At 67.1% G+C, this 19,985-nt stretch carries 17 protein-coding genes and 1 tRNA gene; 5 read left to right on the top strand and 13 right to left on the bottom strand.

Features of this window, described 5'->3' with window-relative positions:
* Position 1: 1 nt before the first annotated feature.
* A complete protein-coding gene (locus CSQ99_RS20490; protein WP_099040845.1) occupies positions 2-1,783 on the bottom strand; it encodes an N-acyl-D-amino-acid deacylase family protein in 1,782 nt (593 codons plus the stop codon).
* 94 nt (positions 1,784-1,877) lie between these two features.
* Here CSQ99_RS20490 and galE point away from each other — a divergent pair, with 94 nt between their 5' ends.
* Both galE and CSQ99_RS20480 read left to right on the top strand, forming a co-directional pair.
* Positions 1,878-2,855 carry a UDP-glucose 4-epimerase GalE gene (galE, locus tag CSQ99_RS20485; protein ID WP_099040844.1) on the top strand — a complete coding sequence of 326 codons (978 nt, stop codon included), beginning with the start codon at positions 1,878-1,880 and terminating at the stop codon, positions 2,853-2,855.
* On the top strand, positions 2,852-4,636 hold the full coding sequence (locus CSQ99_RS20480; RefSeq protein WP_099040843.1) for a hypothetical protein: 1,785 nt from the start codon (positions 2,852-2,854) through the stop codon (positions 4,634-4,636). Before galE ends, CSQ99_RS20480 begins: the two co-directional genes overlap by 4 nt.
* 11 nt (positions 4,637-4,647) lie before the next feature.
* Here CSQ99_RS20480 and CSQ99_RS20475 read toward each other — a convergent pair.
* Both CSQ99_RS20475 and CSQ99_RS20470 read right to left on the bottom strand, forming a co-directional pair.
* Positions 4,648-4,723, bottom strand: a tRNA-Thr gene (locus CSQ99_RS20475).
* Between the two features lie 53 nt (positions 4,724-4,776).
* Positions 4,777-5,985, bottom strand: a complete 1,209-nt coding sequence (locus CSQ99_RS20470; protein ID WP_099040842.1) for a DNA polymerase III subunit delta' — start codon at positions 5,983-5,985, stop codon at positions 4,777-4,779.
* Positions 5,986-6,002: 17 nt separating this feature from the next.
* On the opposite strand from CSQ99_RS20470, the gene CSQ99_RS20465 reads away from it, so the two are divergent.
* Complete coding sequence (locus tag CSQ99_RS20465) at positions 6,003-7,697, top strand: adenylate/guanylate cyclase domain-containing protein (RefSeq protein WP_425437845.1); 1,695 nt, start codon at positions 6,003-6,005, stop codon at positions 7,695-7,697.
* Position 7,698: 1 nt separating this feature from the next.
* Here CSQ99_RS20465 and topA read toward each other — a convergent pair whose 3' ends face one another.
* The 3 genes from topA to CSQ99_RS20450 all read right to left on the bottom strand — a co-directional run bounded on the left by topA (position 7,699) and on the right by CSQ99_RS20450 (position 11,546).
* On the bottom strand, positions 7,699-10,491 hold the full coding sequence (gene topA / locus CSQ99_RS20460) for a type I DNA topoisomerase (RefSeq protein ID WP_099040841.1): 2,793 nt from the start codon (positions 10,489-10,491) through the stop codon (positions 7,699-7,701).
* A 135-nt stretch (positions 10,492-10,626) separates the two neighbouring features.
* A complete protein-coding gene (locus CSQ99_RS20455) occupies positions 10,627-11,217 on the bottom strand; it encodes a hypothetical protein (protein WP_099040840.1) in 591 nt (196 codons plus the stop codon).
* 125 nt (positions 11,218-11,342) lie between these two features.
* Positions 11,343-11,546 carry a cold-shock protein gene (locus tag CSQ99_RS20450; RefSeq protein WP_006243848.1) on the bottom strand — a complete coding sequence of 68 codons (204 nt, stop codon included), beginning with the start codon at positions 11,544-11,546 and terminating at the stop codon, positions 11,343-11,345.
* A gap of 275 nt (positions 11,547-11,821) precedes the next feature.
* Here CSQ99_RS20450 and CSQ99_RS20445 point away from each other — a divergent pair, with 275 nt between their 5' ends.
* Positions 11,822-14,152: a DEAD/DEAH box helicase gene (locus CSQ99_RS20445; protein WP_099040839.1), complete on the top strand. Its 2,331-nt coding sequence runs from the start codon at positions 11,822-11,824 to the stop codon at positions 14,150-14,152.
* A gap of 301 nt (positions 14,153-14,453) precedes the next feature.
* On the top strand, positions 14,454-15,437 hold the full coding sequence (locus CSQ99_RS20440; protein WP_099040838.1) for a PAS domain-containing protein: 984 nt from the start codon (positions 14,454-14,456) through the stop codon (positions 15,435-15,437).
* Here CSQ99_RS20440 and CSQ99_RS20435 read toward each other — a convergent pair.
* The 7 genes from CSQ99_RS20435 to ssd form a co-directional block, all read right to left on the bottom strand.
* Positions 15,423-15,782 (bottom strand): Rv3654c family TadE-like protein, encoded by a 360-nt coding sequence (locus CSQ99_RS20435; RefSeq protein ID WP_342746720.1) that lies wholly within the window; start codon positions 15,780-15,782, stop codon positions 15,423-15,425. The genes CSQ99_RS20440 and CSQ99_RS20435 overlap by 15 nt on opposite strands.
* Positions 15,769-16,050 carry a TadE family type IV pilus minor pilin gene (locus tag CSQ99_RS20430; RefSeq protein ID WP_218014603.1) on the bottom strand — a complete coding sequence of 94 codons (282 nt, stop codon included), beginning with the start codon at positions 16,048-16,050 and terminating at the stop codon, positions 15,769-15,771. The genes CSQ99_RS20435 and CSQ99_RS20430 overlap by 14 nt, the downstream gene beginning before the upstream one ends.
* A gap of 41 nt (positions 16,051-16,091) precedes the next feature.
* Positions 16,092-16,280, bottom strand: a complete 189-nt coding sequence (locus CSQ99_RS20425) for a DUF4244 domain-containing protein (RefSeq protein WP_099040837.1) — start codon at positions 16,278-16,280, stop codon at positions 16,092-16,094.
* 63 nt (positions 16,281-16,343) lie between these two features.
* Complete coding sequence (locus CSQ99_RS20420) at positions 16,344-16,934, bottom strand: type II secretion system F family protein (protein ID WP_099040836.1); 591 nt, start codon at positions 16,932-16,934, stop codon at positions 16,344-16,346.
* Positions 16,931-17,725, bottom strand: coding sequence for a type II secretion system F family protein (locus tag CSQ99_RS20415; protein WP_099040835.1), 795 nt, complete (start codon positions 17,723-17,725; stop codon positions 16,931-16,933). Before CSQ99_RS20415 ends, CSQ99_RS20420 begins: the two co-directional genes overlap by 4 nt.
* Positions 17,722-18,888, bottom strand: a complete 1,167-nt coding sequence (locus CSQ99_RS20410; RefSeq protein ID WP_099040834.1) for a TadA family conjugal transfer-associated ATPase — start codon at positions 18,886-18,888, stop codon at positions 17,722-17,724. Before CSQ99_RS20410 ends, CSQ99_RS20415 begins: the two co-directional genes overlap by 4 nt.
* Complete coding sequence (gene ssd, locus CSQ99_RS20405; protein WP_099040833.1) at positions 18,885-19,955, bottom strand: septum site-determining protein Ssd; 1,071 nt, start codon at positions 19,953-19,955, stop codon at positions 18,885-18,887. The genes CSQ99_RS20410 and ssd overlap by 4 nt, the downstream gene beginning before the upstream one ends.
* Positions 19,956-19,985: the final 30 nt, after the last annotated feature.

The following is a 19,985-nucleotide window of genomic DNA, read 5'->3' as shown; positions in this document are numbered from 1 at the left end:
ATCAGGCAAGCGCTTTCGCGCGCTGCGACTGGCCGGCGCGCAGGAAGTGGCCCGACTTGACGGTCGTGGCGTAACCCTCACAGAACTCGCCGTCGCGGAACACGACCATACCGTTGACCGCGGTCGCCACGACAGTGGAGTCGTTTCGGTTGACCATCCGGCTCAGCCCGCCGTAGAACGGGACCGTCGCTTCGTGGTACCCGTTGACCGATTCGTCGAGGCGCTCAGGGTCGATGACGACGAAGTCGGCACGCTCACCCTCGCGCAGGGTGCCCGCATCGAGGCCGAACCATTCGGCGACCTCCGCCGTGAGCCGGTGCACCGCGCGCTGCGTCGACAGAAAGGGGCGGCCCGCACGCTCGGCGTCGCGTACCCGCTTGAGCAACCGCAGCGAGAAGTTGTAGAACGCCATGTTGCGAAGGTGGGCGCCGGCATCGGAGAACCCCATGTGGATGGACGGTTCAGCGGCGAGCCTGTCGAGATACTTGGGTCGGTGATTGGCCACGATCGTGGTCCACCGCACGTTGCGCTCGCCGTTCTCGACGAGCACATCGAGGAATGCGTCGAGCGGATGCAGCCCGCGCTCGTCGGCGATCTGACCGAAGCTCTTACCGATCAGATTCTTGTCGGGGCACTCGACGATCGTCGCGTCGTGAAAGTCGCGGTGCCACAACGACGGGCCCAGCTTCTTCCGGTCGAACGACTTGCGAAACCGGCGACGGTAGTCGGTGTCTGCCAGCAGTTCGTTGCGCTCGAGTTGGTCCCGCAGATGCAACGCCGCGGTGCCGGCACCGAACTCCTCGAAGACCGGCAGGTCGATGCCGTCGGAGTACAGCTCGAACGGAACCGGAAGGTGCTGAAAGCGCACCAGCGAGTCGAGCACCTTGTTGAGTAGCCTTACGCCGGGACCGAACACATGCACGGCGCCGGTCGCCGATTTCGCGTCGGCCGATACCAGCAGGCTCATCCGGACACCGGGACGGCGGCCGAACAACTTGCTGCTGGTGATGAAGAACATGAGCGCGGAGGCCGGGCGCTTGGTATTGGGCGCACTCTGCAGAATTCGGCCGCGCTTGCGCAGGACGGAGATCAGCTTTCGACGCTCGCGCCAGGTGGCGAACGTCGAAGGCAGCGCCCGCGACCGGTATCGATCGCCGTCGAGTTTGTCGATGGGCGCGTCCATGCCGGACAGGCCGAGAAGTCCTGCGTCGAGCGCCTTCTCGAGCATCACCATCATCCGGTCCAGTTCGGCCGGGGTCGGCTTCACACCCTCGGTCGTCGCACGGTCCAGGCCGAGCACACTGGTGCGAAGGTCTGAATGTCCCAGCATCGAGCCCACATTCGGGCCGAGCGGCAGATCGTCGATGGCACGGACGTAGGAGGCCGGATCGGACCACGTCCTCTTGGCTTCCAGTGCCCCGTGGACGAAGCTGCGCGGCACCGCCTCGACGCGGCTGAACAGATCGGCGGCGTCATCGGTGTCGGCGTAGACCGTCGACAGCGAGCAGTTTCCGAGCAGCACCGTGGTGACCCCGTGCCGCACCGACTCGCGCAGGCCGGGATCGAGCAGCACCTCGGCGTCATAGTGCGTATGCACATCGATGAATCCGGGCAGGATCCACTTGCCCGCCGCATCGATCACGTCGAGGCAGCCCGTCTCGTCCAGGGGGGTGGCCGAAACGGTGGCAACGATGCCGTCGCGGATGCCCAGCGAGCGGACCTGCGGGGCCGCGCCGGTCCCGTCGAACCAGAGGCCGTTGCGAACAATCACGTCATAGGTCATGTCGCGAGCCTACAATAGAAAGTGAGTACTCGCAATCTTTATTGGGAGGCGACTTTGTTGCCCGTGGTGATGGCTCTCTAGACTCGGCTCCAACATGACGTGGATGGTGACGGGCGGGGCCGGCTACATCGGTTCTCACGTGGTCCGAGCCCTGCTGGAGGCTGACCTCCCGGTGGTTGTGATCGACGACCTTTCATCCGGGCTCGAGCAGTTCGTCCCCACGTCGGTGCCGTTTGTGCGCGGCACGCTGCTGGACGGTGACCTCGTCGCACACACGCTGCGAGACCACAACGTCGACGGTGTCATTCACATCGCCGGGTTCAAGTACGCCGGGGTGTCTGTCCGTCGGCCCCTACACACCTATGAACAGAACGTCTCGGCGATGGTGGCGTTACTCAAAGCGATGGACGCCGAGGGCGTCGACAAGATGGTGTTCTCGTCAAGCGCGGCCACCTTCGGCACACCGGACGTCGACGTCGTCACCGAGGACACCCCGAACGGACCGGAGTCGCCATACGGCGAGACCAAGCTGATCGGCGAATGGCTCCTGCGCGACGTCGGACGCGCATCCGGCCTCAAGCACACCAGCCTGCGCTACTTCAATGTGGTGGGCTCGGGATCGGCGGAGCTGTTCGACGCCAGTCCGCACAACTTGTTCCCCTTGGTCTTCGACATGCTGTACCGCGGTGAGACCCCGCAGATCAACGGTGACGACTATCCGACACCGGACGGCACGTGTGTGCGCGACTACATCCACGTTGCCGATCTGGCGCTGGCGCACGTTGCCGCCGCGCAGCGGCTGAATGCCGGCCAGTCCGTCGAGCCCATCTACAACCTCGGTAGCGGCGACGGCACGTCCGTGCGAGAGATCATGACGGCGATCCGGAAAGCAACCGGCATCGCCTTCGAACCGGCGATCAAACCCCGGCGGCCGGGGGACCCGGCACGCATCGTCGCGTCCGGCGATTTGGCGCGGCGCGACCTGGACTGGCAGATGCGCCACTCGCTCGGCGAGATGGTGGCGTCCGCGTGGGCGGCGCGGAGCCAAGCCGGCGACCAGTATCCCGCGTGAAACGGTCCACGGGTCAGGTCGGCTGGGTCGCGCGCACCGCTGCCGCACTCATCGCGGTGCAGCTCGTCGTCCGGGCGGTGCTCGCCTTCAACGGCTACTTCTACTGGGACGACCTGATATTGATCGGCCGGGCGGGTACCCAGAACCTGCTGTCGGCGGGGTATCTGTTCGACGATCACGACGGCCACGTCATGCCCGCCGCGTTCCTGGTCGCCGGCGGGATCACGCGGCTTGCGCCGCTGCAATGGCTTTTACCGGCAATCAGCCTGATCGTGCTGCAATTGTTGGCGTCTCTGGCACTGCTGCGGGCACTGCACGTGATTCTGGGCTGGCGGCCCGTGTTGCTCATCCCGCTGACCTTTGCGCTGTTCACCCCGATGGCTGTGCCGGGTTTCGCGTGGTGGGCCGCGGCGTTGAATTCGCTGCCCATGCTGACAGCGCTGGCGTGGGTGTGCGGGGACGCTGTACTACTGGTGCGCACCGGCAATCAGCGCTACGCCGTAACGGGTCTGCTGGTGTTCGTCGGCGGCCTGCTGTTCTTCGAAAAGGCGGCCGTCATTCCGTTCGTCGCGTTCGCGGTCGCCGCGCTGCTGGCCCATGTCACCGGCGCGGGTTCGCCGACGACGGTGTGGCGCCGCGGGGTTCGGCTGTGGGTTGCGTCGCTGGCTGTGACGGCCGCGTGGATCGTTGTCTACCTCGCTGTCGTCGATCAGAAGCGGTGGAGCCTGGACTGGTCGATGACGTGGGATCTGCTCGCCCGGTCGGTGACGCACGGCATCGTGCCCGGACTCGTTGGTGGGCCGTGGGACTGGCAACGGTGGGCGCCCGCCTCGCCGTGGGGGACGCCGCCGCTGACTGTCATGATTTCGGGCTGGGTGGCATTGGCGGCCGTGATCGCGGTGACCGTGGTTCGCAAACGGCGCATCGGTGCGGTGTGGTTCGTCGCCGTCGGCTACGCGGTGGCGTGCCAGATCCCGATCTATCTGATGCGCTCGTCGCAGTACACCGCGCTCGAGTTGGCACAGACGCTGCGCTATCTCCCCGACCTGGTGGTCGTGCTGGCGCTACTGGCGGCCGTCGGCCTGTGCGCGCCCAACCGCGAGGGATCGCGATGGCTGGATGCATCACACGCCAGGACAGCCGTAATCGTCGTCGCCACAACGGCGTTCATGGCCAGCAGCCTATACTCGACCGCGACCTTCATGACCAGTTGGCGCGACAACCCGGCTCAACCGTACCTGCACAATGCCGTGGCGGGACTGGCCACCGCAGCGCAGGAGTCCAACGCTTCGATGCTCGACCAGGAGGTCGACCCGATGGTGCTGCAGCGAGTGGTCGGTCCCGAGAACCGGGCCAGCCACATGTTCGCATTGCTGCGAAGCAGGCCCGAATTCGCCTCGGCCACAACTGACTTGCGCATGCTGGACAGCACCGGACGGTTGGTCGACGCGAAGGTCACGTGGGTACGCAGCATCGTCGAAGGCCCCGCTCCGCAATGTGGCTATCTAGTCCAGCCGGACTTCCCCGTGCGGATGCCGCTGGACGGTCCACTGTTGCCGGCCGACTGGACCGCGGAGATCAATTACCTGGCCAACAGCGATGGATCGCTGATGATGTCGCTGACCGACGGTGACGAGGTGAAGGTGCCGGTGCACCCCGGACTCAACCGGGTTTTCGTCCGGCTACCCGGCGCGGGCGACGCGATCGACGTCCGGGCGAACACCGCGGCGCTATCGGTGTGTATCGCGTCGGGACCCGTTGGATTCGTGGCGCCGAACTAGGTCACAACGCGTGGAGCCACCTAGGAGAATCGAACTCCTGACCTATTCATTACGAGTGAATCGCTCTACCGACTGAGCTAAGGTGGCCGCGCCCTTTTGGGGCGGGACGAGTCTACGACAGGGCACACCGAGCGCCCAAGTCAGTCGCGCAGGGCCTGCCCCACCGTGGCGACCATCGCGTCGACCGCGAACTTCGGCTTCACGTTCATGTCCAGCGCCTCCCGGCACTGCAGAACCGCCTCGATGCAGCGCAACAGCTTGTCCGGCGGCGCGTGCGCGGCCATCGCGGCGACCTTCTCCGCCATATCCGGGTGGTTGGGTTGGATGTCGCCCGCGCCCGAGGACACCAGCAGCGCATCCCGGAAGTAGGTGGCGAGGTCGATCAGTGCTCGGTCGAGCGCGTCGCGCGATGCGCGCGTCTTGCGCGACTTCTGCCGTCGTTCAAGATCTTTGAGTGCACCGGACGCACCACGCATCGTGCCCGCGGTGCCCTTGCCGGTGCCACCGGCACCCAGTGCGGTGCGCAACTCCTCCGCCTCGACCTCGTTGCGGTCGACCGTCAACGACACCGCCTCCGCCTCGGCCGCGGCCACCAGTTCCTCTGCGGCGGCGTAGGCCCGCGATGGGGTTGCGGCATCGCGCGCCAATGCCAGGGCTCGCTTCCGGCGCTCACGCGCCTCCTCGTCGACCGCCAGCCGCCGCGCCCTGCCGACATGGCCGCCGCTGACCGACGCCGCCCAGCGGGCGTCCTGCTCGGCAAGCCCGTCGGTGTCGATCAGTACCTGGGCGATGGCGTCCACCGGCGGCGTCACCAGCGCCACATGCCGGCAGCGCGACCTCAGCGTGATCGCGATGTCCTCGGGGTCCACCGACGGTGCGCAGAGCAGGAACACCGTCGACGGCGGCGGCTCTTCGACCACCTTGAGCAGCGCATTCGCCGCGCCCTCGGTCAGCCGGTCGGCGTCCTCGATCAGCACCACCTGCCAGCGTCCGGTCCCCGGCCGCCGCGACGCGATCTGCACGATGCCGCGCATCTCGTCCACGCCGATCGACAGGCCCTCTGGAACGATCCGCCGCACGTCGGCGTGGGTGCCGGCCATGGCCGTCAAGCACGCGCGGCACTCTCCGCAGCCCGGGACGCCGTCGCTGGTGCACTGCAACGCGGCGGCAAAGCACAGCGCGGCAACCGATCGGCCCGACCCCGGCGGCCCGGTGATCAGCCACGCGTGTGTCATGGTGCCCGTCGCGAGCCCATTGTGAGCCGAATCACCGCGGGCAGCCCGCGCGGCGGCCACCAACTCGGCTTCTACTGCGTGCTGACCCACCAGACGCGAAAAGACACCGGTCATCGCAGATAACAGTAGTGCTGCGAAGCGACACGTCCGTCCCACAGGGCTCGTTTGCGCCTTTTCCCGTCCTTGCCGACCGATACGGTTGTCCAGTGACCACTGGGGCCATCTCCAAGGCCGTACCCATCAGGCGAATCGGCGCATTCGTCCGCTGGGTCGCGCGTACGCCGTGGCCGGTGTTCACCCTCGGGATGTTGCAGGCCGACATCATCGGCGCCCTGCTGGTCCTGAGTTTTCTGCGCTTCGGTTTGCCGCCCGAGGACCGCATCCAGCTGCAGGACCTACCCGCGTTCAATCTGGCGGTCTTCCTGGGCTTCCTGTTCATCTCGTTCACGACCGCGTCGTACCTGAGCCTCCGGCTGCTGATCCCGGTGATCCGCTGGCAGCGCCGAGACACCTTGCTCACCGAAAGCGACCCGGCCGTCACCGAGCTGGCCCGCGTGCGCGCGCTGAAGATGCCCTACTACCGCACGATGATCAACGTCGCGAACTGGTTGCTCGGGTCGGTGGTGTTCATCGTGGCCAGCTGGCCGGTGGCCAGTAAGTCGGCGCCCGTCGTCGCCGTCGCCAGCGGTCTCGGCGCCACCGCGACAGCGATCATCGGGTATCTGCAGTCTGAGCGGGTGCTGCGGCCCGTCGCCGTGGCTGCTCTGCGCGGTGGTGTGCCCGAGAACTTCCGCGCTCCCGGGGTGATCCAGCGCCAGGTGATGACGTGGGTGCTGTCCACCGGCGTGCCCATCCTCGCGATCGTGCTGGCGCTGGTGGCCAGCAAGTTCGAGGTCCTCACCGCGCCCGCCGACAAGCTGACAACACCGATCCTGCTGCTGGCCATCGCCGCGTTGATCATCGGTCTGTTCGGCACGGTGCTGGTGGCCATGTCGATCGCCGACCCGCTGCGCCAGTTGCGCTGGGCGCTGGGCGAGGTGCAGCGCGGCAACTACAACGCCCACATGCAGATCTATGACGCCAGCGAGCTTGGCCTGCTCCAGGCGGGCTTCAACGACATGGTCCGCGACCTCGCCGAGCGTCAGCGGCTGCGCGACCTGTTCGGTCGCTACGTCGGAGAGGACGTCGCCAGGCGGGCGCTCGAGCGCGGCACCGAACTCGGCGGGCAGGAACGCGACGTCGCCGTGCTCTTCGTGGACCTCGTCGGTTCGACTCAGCTGGCGGCGACCATGCCCGCCGGCGAAGTGGTCAACCTCCTCAACGACTTCTTCCGGGTGGTCGTCGACACCGTGAACCGCCATGGCGGGTTCGTCAACAAGTTTCAGGGTGACGCGGCACTGGCGATCTTCGGTGCACCGATCGAGCACCCCGACGCCTGCGGGGCCGCGCTTGCGGCTTCGCGTGAGCTCCACGACGAGGTGCTGAAGGTGCTGGGCCAGACCGAGTTCGGGATCGGGGTGTCAGCCGGCCGCGCGATCGCCGGCCACATCGGCGCGCTGGCCCGTTTCGAGTACACCGTGATCGGCGACCCGGTCAACGAGGCAGCGCGGCTGACCGAATTGGCCAAGCTGGAGCCGGGCCACGTGCTTGCGTCGGCCATCGCGGTCAGCGGTGCGCTCGACGCGGAGGCGCTGTGCTGGGACGTAGGCGAGATCGTCGAGCTGCGCGGGCGCGTGGCACCGACTCAACTGGCGAGACCGCTGAACCTGGCGTCACCGGAGGAGGTCCGGGCCAAGCGTGAGGCGTCCAGCGACGCGCCGCGGTAGGTCAGGTCTTCTTGGCGGCCTTCTTCTTCGCCGGTGATTTCTTGGCCGCCTTCTTGGTGCGCTTGACCGGGCCACGCGCGCGGCGTTCGGCGAGCAACTCCGCGGCGCGCTGGTCGGTCAGTGACATCACGTCGTCGCCCTTGCGCAGACTGGCATTCGTCTCACCATCGGTGACGTAGGGCCCGAACCGGCCGTCCTTGATCACCATCGGCTTATCGGTTGCGGGGTCGTTGCCCAGCTCACGCAGCGGAGGAGCCGAAGCTCGTTGTCCACCACGGCGTTTCGGCTCCGAGTAGATCTTCAGCGCCTCGTCGAGGGTGATGTCGAACATCTGCTCTTCGGTCGCCAGGGAGCGAGAGTCAGTGCCACGCTTGAGGTATGGGCCGTACCGGCCGTTCTGCGCGGTGATCTCCTCGTTCGTATTCGGGTCAACCCCGACGACGCGCGGAAGTGAGAGTAACCGGAGTGCATCTTCGAGCGTCACCGTCTCCAAGTCCATCGTGCGCAGCAGTGAGCCCGTGCGCGGCTTGGGACCCGTCGGCTTCTTGCCCTTCTTCGCAGGCGTGCCCGCGTCGCCCTCTGGCTCCTCCGGAGGAGCGGGCAAGACCTCGGTGACATAAGGGCCGTATCGGCCGTCCTTGGCGACGATTTCGTGCCCGGTCACCGGATCCACGCCCAGCGATCGGCCCTCTTGCGGTGTGGCGAAAGCTTTTTCGGCGAGCTCCAGCGTCAACTCGTCAGGCGTGAGTTCGTCCTTGAGGTTCGCCCGCTGCGGAGTCGGCTCACCGTCGTCGCCGATGATCATCCGCTCGAGATAGGGTCCGTTCTTGCCAACACGGACGTAGACCGGGCGTCCCTCTTCGTCGTCGAATAGCTTGATGGAGTTGACTTCTCGGGCGTCGATACCCTCGAGGTTCACGCCGACGAGTTTCTTCAGACCGCCCGAACGTGCAATCGAATCGGCAACCCCATGCTCGCCGCCGAAGTAGAAATTGTTGAGCCAGTTGGTCCTTCGCTCATTGCCCGACGCGATCTGGTCGAGTTCGTCCTCCATCGCGGCGGTGAATCCGTAGTCGACCAGTCGCCCGAAGTGCTGCTCCAGCAGCCCGATGACGGCGAACGCGACCCACGACGGAACTAGCGCGCTGCCCTTCTTGTGGACGTAGCCGCGGTCCTGGATCGTCTTGATGATCGATGAATAGGTCGACGGCCGGCCGATGCCGAGATCTTCCAACGCCTTGATCAGCGATGCCTCGGTGTAGCGGGCAGGCGGCGAGGTGGTGTGCCCGTCGGCGGTGAGCTCCTTGGCATCCACCCGCTGGCCCTGCTCGAGCTGCGGCAGCCGGCTCTCGGCGTCGTCGGCCTCACCGCCGGCCTGGTCGTCGATGCTTTCGACGTAGGCCTTGAGGAAGCCGGCGAAGGTGATGGTGCGGCCGCTGGCGCTGAACACGACCTGCTCGCCCGAGCGGGCGGCTCCCGAGATCCGCAGCGACAGCGTCGTGCCACGGGCATCGGCCATTTGAGAGGCGACCGTGCGCTGCCAGATCAGTTCGTAGAGTCGGAACTCGTCGGTGTCGAGCGCAGCGTGCAGCTGCCCGGGCGTGGAGAACACATCGCCGGCAGGGCGGATGGCCTCGTGTGCCTCCTGGGCGTTCTTGACCTTGCGGGTGTACTGCCGCGGCGTCGGGTGCACGTACTCCTGGCCATAGAGCTGGCTTGCCTGATTTCGCGCGGCTTCGATGGCCGACTGCGACAGCGTCGTCGAGTCGGTACGCATATAGGTGATGTAGCCGTTTTCATAGAGCCGCTGCGCGATGCTCATCGTGCGCTCGGAGGAGAACCGCAGCTTGCGGCCCGCCTCCTGTTGCAGTGTCGAGGTCATGAATGGCGCGTAAGGCTTACGGGTGTAAGGCTTTTGCTCGACGGAGGACACCTCGAGTTGCGCGCCGCGCAGTCCGGTGGCCAATGCACCGGCCGCGGACTGGTCGAGCACGAGCACCTCGTCGGGCTTCTTCAGTCCGCCCAGCGAGTCGAAGTCGCGTCCGGTGGCCACCCGACGTCCGTCGACGGAGTTCAGCTTGGCCGTGAACGTGGGCGGCGAGGCCTGCGCGTTGGACACGCTGGCGTCGAGTTCGGCGGTCACGTCCCAGTAGCCCGCGCTTCTGAACGCCATCCGTTCCCGCTCGCGCGACACGATGATGCGGGTAGCCACGGACTGCACACGACCGGCGGACAGCTTCGGCGCGACCTTCTTCCACAGCACCGGGCTGACTTCGTAGCCGTACAGCCGGTCCAGGATGCGCCGGGTCTCCTGCGCATCGACCAGGTCGATGTCCAGATCCCGCGGATCTTCGGCGGCGGCCCGGATCGCCGACTCGGTGATCTCGTGGAACACCATCCGCTTGACGGGGATGCGGGGCTTCAGCGTCTCCAGGAGGTGCCATGCGATGGCCTCGCCCTCGCGGTCACCGTCTGTGGCCAGATAGAGCTCGTCGACGTCCTTGAGCAGGTCCTTGAGCTCCGCGACGGTGCTCTTCTTCTCCGGGCTGATGATGTAGAGCGGCTCGAAATCGGCGTCGACGTTGACGCCAAGTCGGGCCCACGACTCCGACTTGTACTTGGCCGGCACGTCGGCGGCCGCCCTCGGCAGGTCCCGAATGTGCCCACGGGACGACTCGACAATGTAGTTAGAGCCGAGGTAGCCAGCTATTTTGCGCGCCTTAGTAGGCGACTCGACTATGACTAGTCGCCGCACAGTTCCATTGCGGCCGCTACCGCGCTCCCCGTCTGCCACCTGTGCCTTTGCTCCACTTCTTTCGCTGCCTGGAGGGCCCAATGCCGCACTGAACGTGCAGTATGGCCCCGTCGGCAACTGACAATTTCGCATTCTGCGCGAGTCGACGCAAACTGACCCTCCGGTTGGCAGGCCTCAGATTCGGGGCCACTGGGCGAACGCGTCCACATTCAGCGGTGGTTCCCCCACGTTCTCTACCAGGCGCGATAGCCGACGGCGGCCGCTGATCCGAAGCGCTGGACGAGACCCTCTGGTTCCGATCAGAGTGGGGGCTATCCCGACCCGCATCATCGCCGACGCGAGCGGCGAATGCGTGTCGGGCGCGTGCGGGTCCAGACCAAGCAGGTAGCGATCGGCCTCAGGGGTGCCTGACGCCAGCGTCCAGGCACGCAATTCCCTGGGGCCAGGCAACCACTGCGGCGGCACCGTCTTGACCGCGCCACGGGTCCACTCGCCCGCAATGGCGACCAGGCGCGCGTCCACGGCGGTGCGGACCAGCGGGGTGTTCTCGTCCGTACGGGCGATTTCGGGCTGCAACCCAGCCTCGACGATCATCTCAGCCAGCGCCTCGGCCCGCCACACCTGCTCGACCACGACGGACAGCCGCGCCCCGGCCTGCGAGCCCGAGCCCACCAGCACCACCTGACCCGGTGCGGCGAGTATCCCGGTCAAGTCGGCAACGGCAGGGGGCACCGACTCGGCCGAAAAGAAGGACAGCTGGCTCACGGTACGACCCTAAGGCAGGCACAGCCCCGCCGAGGCGTCGCCGGGCCAGGGCGCCCCACAAAACGAAAACACCCCCGCAGTGCCCGTTGTCGGAGCTATGCGGGGGGTTTCCTTAGGTGCGTCGGTTAGACGGCGCGAACGCCTGTGGCTTGCGGTCCCTTGGGGCTCTGGCCAACCTCGAACTCGACCTTCTGGTTCTCCTCAAGGGTACGGAAGCCGCTTCCTTGAATTTCCGTGTAGTGGACGAACACATCGGCGGAACCGTCCTCGGGAGCGATGAACCCGAAGCCCTTTTCCGCGTTGAACCACTTCACAGTTCCCTGTGGCATCTCTCGTGATTTCCTTCTCTTCATACCGGGTGCGGTCCACCATTTCGGTGCACCGGGCCCGTTCCGACCGCCATACCTTCGTGGAGTGCTCGGAACTCGACCCGACCTACAACCCTCGCAGGAACCGCGATCGCAACGTCGATCCTGCGAGTGCGAATACGCCAACACAGAAGCTGCGACCGCAGTCAGTCAATCACGTTCTGGGCTGCGGCGACAGTGGAGAAGCGATCGATTGGGGAACAATTCACGTACGAGGCGTCCCAGGAAGGCATCAAATGACAGATTTCGGCCGCGAGCTGCTTGCTTGCGCGGTCGACGGCGCCACGCCAGGCGGGCACGACCCGTTGCGTCATGTCGCCGAGCTCCCTCCTCGGCAGGGGCGTGCGGACGTATGGCCGCAGTGGGCCGATCCAGATGTGGTGCAGGCGTTCGTTGATCGCGGCATCACCGCGCCGTGGTCGCATCAGATCGCAGCGGCCGACCTTGCGCATGCCGGACGTCACGTCGTACTGAGCACCGGGACGGCATCGGGCAAGTCGGTGGCCTACCAACTGCCCATACTGACGGCGCTGAACGCTGATTCGCGGTCCCGGGTCCTCTACCTGTCGCCCACCAAGGCGCTCGGCCACGACCAGCTGCGCGCAGCGGTCTCACTCACCGAGGCGGTGTCCGCGCTGCGCGACGTCGCACCAAGCCCGTACGACGGCGACAGCCCAACCGAAGTGCGTCGCTTCGCGAGGGAGCGGTCTCGGTGGATCTTCTCCAACCCCGACATGATTCACCTGTCACTGCTACGCAACCACGCGCGCTGGTCGGTGTTCCTGCGGAACCTGAGATACGTCGTCGTCGACGAATGCCATTACTACCGCGGTGTGTTCGGGTCCAACGTGGCCATGGTGCTCCGCCGATTGCTGCGGTTGAGCATGCGCTACTCGGCTAGCGGATCGGGGCCCACGGTCATTTTCGCCAGCGCAACCACCGCCTCGCCTGCGATCACCGCGTCGGAGCTGATCGGGCAGACCGTCGCCGAGGTCACCGAAGACGGATCACCGCAGGGCGCGCGCACCGTTGCGTTGTGGGAGCCCGCCCTGCTGGACGACGTCGTCGGCGAAAACGGCGCTCCGGTACGACGTTCGGCAGGCGCAGACGCCGCCCAGGTGATGGGGAGTCTGATCGCCGAGGGCGCCCGGACGCTGACGTTCGTGCGTTCACGCCGCGGTGCCGAACTCACGGCACTCGGTGCGCGCGCACGTCTCGAGGAACTCAAATCGGATCTCACCGAGAAGGTGGCGTCCTACCGGGCGGGCTATCTGGCCGAAGACCGCCGCGCACTGGAACGCGCACTGGCCGACGGCCAACTGCGGGGGCTCGCGACGACCAACGCCCTGGAACTCGGGGTCGACATCGCCGGCCTCGACGCCGTCGTGCTGGCCGGATTTCCCGGTACGGTGACGTCCTTCTGGCAGCAGGCGGGTCGCGCAGGTCGCAGAGGCCAGAGCGCGCTGATCGTATTGATCGCCCGTGACGACCCACTCGACACCTACCTAGTGCACCACCCGGCGGCGCTGCTGGATAAACCGATCGAACGCGTGGTCATCGACCCGTCCAACCCGTATGTGCTTGGACCGCAGCTGCTCTGCGCCGCCACCGAACTTCCGCTCACCGAGGCGGAGGTGCGGATGTGGAACGCCGAGGCGGTCGCGCAGTCGCTCGTCGACGACGGCTTGCTGCGCCGGCGGCCGACCGGCTACTTCCCCACCCCCGGTGTGGATCCACATCCGGCCGTGGACATTCGTGGCTCGTCGGGCGGGCAGATCGCAATCCTGGAAGCAGGTACCGGTCGAATACTGGGAAGTGCGGGCGCAGGCCAGGCACCGGCATCGGTCCATCCCGGGGCCGTCTACCTGCATCAGGGTGAGAGCTATGTCGTCGACTCACTCGATTTCGAGGACGGCGTCGCGTTCGTCCACGCCGAGGACCCGGGGTACACGACGTTCGCCCGCGAGCTGACCGATATTGCCGTCACCGGCGAGGGAGAACGCAAGACCTACGGGCCGGTCACAGTTGGACTCGTGCCGGTTTCGGTGACCAACACCGTGATCGGCTACCTGCGCCGCCGGTTGACCGGCGAAGTCATCGACTTCGTCGAACTCAACATGCCGACGCGCACCCTGGAAACGACCGCGGTGATGTGCACCATCACACCAGAGGTGCTGCAGCACAACGGGATAGAGCTGCTACGGGTTCCTGGCTCGCTACACGCGGCCGAACACGCAGCGATCGGACTGCTGCCCCTGGTCGCCAGCTGCGACCGCGGCGATATCGGCGGGGTGTCCACGGCGATCGGTCCGGTGGACGGTTTGCCGACGATCTTCGTCTACGACGGCTATCCCGGCGGCGCGGGCTTCGCAGATCGCGGTTTCCGCAAGATCGGCACCTGGTGGACGGCGACCGCGGCGGCGATCGAAGCGTGCGACTGCCCGGCCGGGTGCCCATCGTGCGTGCAGTCGCCCAAATGTGGCAATGGGAACGACCCGCTCGACAAGCAGGGAGCGATCAAAGTGCTGCGACTGGTTCTGAACGAACTCGCCGATACGGCGTGGTGACCCCGCGGGGGCGACCGACCCCTCGAACAGTCGCCCCCGCGGGTGTACAGCAGGCTCCCAAAGGCGGAAACGCCTGGTCTCACATTTGCAAAGAACGGCCGGACAACGCGATCCGTTCCTTAGCCGGGAACACCCGGGTGCAGGCGTAAACTACCTCGTCGGAGCGGGGTTTCGCAACCTTGACAAGGTTAACTGACGCTCGCGCCAATACCGTGATTCGATGCATAAATGACGCGGTGCAACGGAATCCGTAGGTGGCTGCTGGCTACGGCCAACCGGGGCTCCGCCCTAAACTGCCCTCATGAACCACGACTGGCTGCTCGTGGAGACACTGGGCAGCGAGCCCGCCGTGGTTGCCCAGGGCCGCCGGACCAAGAACATGGTCCCGGTCAGCGCATTTCTAAGGCGAAATCCGAATTTGATGGCGGTACACTCCGCAATCGGCGAGACCGTCCGCGCCGGACAGGGCTTGAGCAGCATCACGCCGAAGAATGACCGCGTGATCCGCACCGAAGTCGTACAGATGACCGACGGACGAATCCACGGTGTGCACGTGTGGATCGGTCCGCCCGACATGGAGCCGCCGGAACGCCCGATCCCCGGACCGCTGGTCTGGGACCTCAGCAGCGGCACCGCCACCGACACCACGGAGTCGCTGCACAACAGCGGATGGGCGCCCGACAGCCAGGTGACGGACGGCAGGGCGTTCGCGGAGGATCTGCCAAAGCGCGATCTCAATCCGAGCGAGGCCCAGGTCCTGTCGATGACGATCACGCGCGAACCCGGTCAGACGATCTGCAATTCCTGGGACGTCACCGACTATCGCGGCGAACCGATCACGATCGGTTTCGTCGCGCGGGTACTGGCCGAAGAGGAGGACGACGGAAGCCAGCGGCTGATCCTGCGTGCGATGAACTGGCGTGGTGAACGCGACAGCGAGTCGGATTCACGCGACTACCTGGCGCAGCGCATCCTCAAGGGACTGGCAGAGCCCGGCGCTCACCGCGCGCTGGTCGACCTTACGAACTGGACACTGTTGAAATGGCTCGACGATCCCGCACCGTTCTTCAACTGGCGGGTGAGCCTGGCGGGTGATCACCTCGTACATCCAGACGACCGTGCCCAGATAGCAAGGATGACAAATGAATTCGCCACGGGTGCCACCTCTGCCACGCTGCGCTTGGCGGCCAACGACGGTGGGTGGACACCCGTGCACGTGACGATCAACCGCGTCGAGCTCGAGGACGACGTGTACGCGGGGCTGGCGACGCTACGTCAGCCGTGAGTCAATCGGGCCTGCACGGGCGGTCGCGCGTGCGGTACCGATGCCGAACCGGCCCAGCGACACGCTGACGTCCACTGCGACAACGACATCGAGTCCGGTCACCGAGCAGTCCGCGACCGCGGTGCGCATCGCCTCGGCCACCGCAACGGCCTGCGCGCACGCCGCCTGGGCGCCGTGCGCGAGGCCACCCGCTGCGGCCAGTGCTGCGAGGTCGGCCGCTGACTGAGCGCGATGTCGCGCAATCACGGCCGAACCGAAGTACACGCACGCGACGGTGACCGTCAGCAAAACCGCCATCATCGCCACGGCTACCAGAGTGGCCGAGCCCGCCTCAGCGCTGACCAGGCTCCACCGCGGCGACAGCGTGTCCTGCGACGGTGAGTCCCGGCAGGAACACCGATCGCGCCGACACGGTGACGACGACGTGTTCGCCGTCGCGACGAAGTTGCACCGCCGCGCCGTTGGGCGCGATGGCTCGTGCGGTGTCCGAGCCGTCTTCGCCACGCGCCACCAGGCGCGCCGCCTCCCTGGCCGCGTCGACACATCGGATGTGCATCGACACCGCAGTGAGACTCGACGTGCACAACAACAGCACCGCGACCAAACCCGCGATGCCGAATGCCGCCTCGACCGTGGCACTGCCGACCTCGCCGCCTAGACGTTGGTGTTCAGCGCGCGGTTGATGATGTTGGTCAACGCGCTGACGATCGAGTCGCCCGTCACCACGGTGTACAGAATGGCACCGAACGCCGCTGCCGCGATCGTCCCGATTGCGTATTCGACCGTGCTCATACCACTTTCGTCCACTATTACAAGGTTCAGCCTCGCCTTGGCCGAACGCATGTGCGCCCCCACCACGCGAGCCCATTTGTTTATCAATCGATTTCCTCCCCATCACTCGATCCGTTACAACACACCGGAACGCAGGACATCTCCGGCCAGCCCCGCCACGACCGGCACGATGCCCAGACATAGGAACGCAGGCAGATAGCACAGGCCCAACGGTCCTGCGATAAGAACAGACGCCCGTTCCGCGGCAGCACGGGCTGCGTCCGCGGCCTCGTCGCGGGCCTGGGCGGCCAATTCCGAAACACCCTGCGCGAGAGCGGCACCCGACGACGCCGAACGCCGCGCCAGCCGCAGCAGCGCTTCGGCCTTACCGTCCTGGTGCCGGGCTGGATCCGACCATGCCGACGCCGGATCAGCACCGAGCGCGAGCAGGTCCGCGGCGCGGTTCAAGATGCGGGCCAGGTGCGGTGGCGCGGACGGCGCCGTCGCCGCGGCGGCCGTCGACACCGCCATGCCCGACCGCAGGCACGCGGCCAGCACCTCCAGCGCCGACGCGGTGGCCAGCGGATCGGACTCAGCGGCAGCGCCAGTACGCGTGGACAGCGCCGTCTGCGCCACCCCGGCACCGGTCCGCGCCCGAATTCGCGCTCGCGACCTGTCGTTGCCCAGCAACACCGCGGTGGCGAGTAGCAATGCGGCGCAGGTCATCTCGACACCGCACAGATGATCCGGTCACACCACAGCAGACCAGCGCAGGCCAACAGAACCCCGATTACCAACAGCCATTCTCCGAAGCCACCGGAAAGCAGAAAGGTCAACGGATCCGCACCGATCAGCTGGCCGAGTCCGATGCCGATGACGGGAAGGCCCGACAACACCGCAGCGGTGGTGCGCGCTCCGGCCATGCCGGCCTCGACGCGGGAGGAGAAACGTTGCCGCTCGACGAGATCCCGCTGCGCGGTTTCCATCAGCGTCCCGATGGCCAGGCCATGCGTCTGCGCGAGCTGCCAACACACCGCGAGTCGCTCCCACTGCCCGGGCAGCGACGAGTGGCGTGCCACGCTGAGCATGCCCGCCGCGACGTCAGCGCCCAGTCTTGCTCGTGCCGCGATTGTCCGCAGCGCTGCGGCGACGACACCGTCGGTTTCTTCGGCAGCGACGCCGAATGCGGCGACGGGGTGCGCTCCCACACGCAACTCACCCACCAGGATGTCCAAAGCGCCCCGCAGCGCGACGGCTTCGGCGGCGCGGGAGCGGCGCCGTTTCCGGCTCCTGCGACGGATCTCGACAGTCGCGCCCACGATCGCCACGGCGGCAACCACACCGACGGACGTGGCCGCAGCCACCAGAGAAAGCATTATCGCCGTCAGTGCCAGTCCCGAGGCGACGGACAGTCTCGGGGATTTTGATCGGACGGGTTGCCTGGCGCTGAGTCGGTGCCGGGACGGACGCGGTGCCGTCAACAGCGCGAGGGCCAACGCGAGTGCCGCAGCGCTCATGCCGACCGCCGCTCACGCACGAGTTGGCGTAAGTCGTCTGCGCCGCGGTCGTACCCCGCGTCAACGCGCCACGCGGTCACGGCGCGGACCCGGCCATCGCCTGCCGTGCCGAGCACCGCGATCTCGCTGAGCCGCCGACGACCGGCGCGATCGCGTCGGACATGCACTAGTACTTGAACGGCCGCCGCGAGCTGGCTGTGCAGCGCACCGCGGTTGAGCCCGCCCAGCGCGGCAAGCGCTTCCAACCGCGCGGGGACCTCGGCCGGACTGTTGGCGTGGACGGTGCCGGCTCCGCCGTCGTGCCCGGTGTTGAGCGCGGCGAGCAGATCGACAACCTCGGCGCCGCGGACCTCACCGACGACGATCCGGTCCGGTCGCATCCGCAGCGCCTGCTTGACGAGATCGCGCACGGTCACCTCGCCGACACCCTCGACGTTGGCGCACCGTGCGACGAGCTTCACCAGATGCGGGTGTGCGGGTTCCAGTTCAGCCGCGTCCTCCACACAGACGATGCGTTCATGAGCAGGAACCGCACCCAAGATCGCGGCCAACAACGTCGTCTTGCCTGCGCCGGTGCCGCCGGAGACCAGGAAGGCCAGGCGGGCGTCGATGATGTCTTCCAGAAGCGCCGCCGCTGACGGCTCGATCGTTCCGGTCGTCATCAGGGCGGCGAGATCCTGGGTCGCGGGGCGGAGCACTCGCAGCGACAGGCACGTGCCACCAGGGGCGACCGGCGACAAGACGGCGTGCAGACGGACCGTGCACTGCCCGCCGCCCAATCCGTTCAGCTGGCCGTCGACCCAGGGTTGCGCCTCGTCCAGACGGCGTCCGGCCGCGAGCGCCAACCGCTGCGCCAGTCGGCGGACAGCGTCGTCGTCGGCGAACCGAATCGATGTCCGGCGCAGACCGTCGCCATCGTCCACCCACACCGCATCGGGCGCGGTGACCAGCACATCGGTGGTCCCGGCCGCACGCAGGAGAGGGTCCAGTACGCCGGCCCCGGTGAGTTCGGTTTGCAGTACCCGCAGGCCGTTCAGCACCTCGGCGTCACCCAGGAGCCCGCCGGACTCCGCCCGGATCGCCGCGGCGACCGAGGTTGGCCGCAGCGGTGCCGATTCTGCAGCGAGCCGCTCGCGGACGCGTTCGATCAATGAGGCGCTCATGCCGCGGTCACCACCGGGTGTTGTTGCAGAACCGCCATCACCCGGCGGGCGGCACCGGCGAGCGGGGCGCGGCGCCCCAGTCGAAGACCGCCGCGTTCGAGAGTGTCCGCGAGACCGGCCTGCGGGCGCATGGCGGCGAGCAGCGGAAGGCCCACCATTTCGGCCACGTCGCAGGACCGCAAACCGCCGGGCGCCGGCCCCCGCACGACGACACCTGCGTTGGGGTTCACCGACGACACCCACCGCGCGACTCCCTCGGCGGCAGCGCAGGAGCGCACATCGGCGGAGGTGACGACGATGACGAGATCTGCCGATTCGAGCGCGGTTTCCGCTGCCGCGGTCGATCGTCTCGGCACATCGCAGACCACCGTCGCGCCGCCGCGGCTGCCCGCATCGACGACGGCACTCAGGGGAGCGGCGTCGATCTCACCACCGCCGCGTCCACCTGAAAGCACTGATACACCGCGTTGCCGCGGAAGCGCGTCACGTAGCGCTGCATAGTTCAGTCGTCCGCCGCGCAGCATCAGGTCGGGCCAGCGCAGCCCTGGGTCGGCCTCGATACCCAGCAGCAGATCGATGCCTCCGCTCCACGGGTCGGCATCGATGAGCAGCGCATCGGTCAGCTCCGACGCCGTGTATGCCAACGCGGTCGCAAAAACCGATGCGCCCGCCCCGCCCCGGCCCGCGACGACCGCGACGACCGCGCCGCGCGGACCGTCCGTAAGAGCGGCTTCTGCGGCATCGGCCAGTTCGGCCATCAGGTGACCGTCTTCGGACGGCAGGGCGATCACGTGTTGAGCGCCGACGGCGATCGCGGCCTGGAAGTCGGCGGGACCGGGATCCGCTTGCGTGACGAGGATGACGTGGCCGCGCCTCGGCAATGCCGTCCGTGCGCAGCGGTGCGCCGCCTCGCGGTCGAGCACTACGGCGACCGCGCCAGTCCACACTTTGCGGCCGGACGGCTCGCTTGCGTGGATGACCCGGACGCCGGCTGCCGCGGCGATGCGATCGACGTCATCGCGCAGGTCGGTGTCGTTGATCAGTGCGAGTACCCCGGCGGCTCCCATGAGCCAACCATGCGGCCGCCCGCTGACCCC

It is taken from the genome of Mycobacterium neglectum (assembly GCF_002591975.1).
Lineage (GTDB): Bacteria > Actinomycetota > Actinomycetes > Mycobacteriales > Mycobacteriaceae > Mycobacterium > Mycobacterium neglectum.
This window is presented reverse-complemented; position numbering and strand designations above follow the sequence as displayed.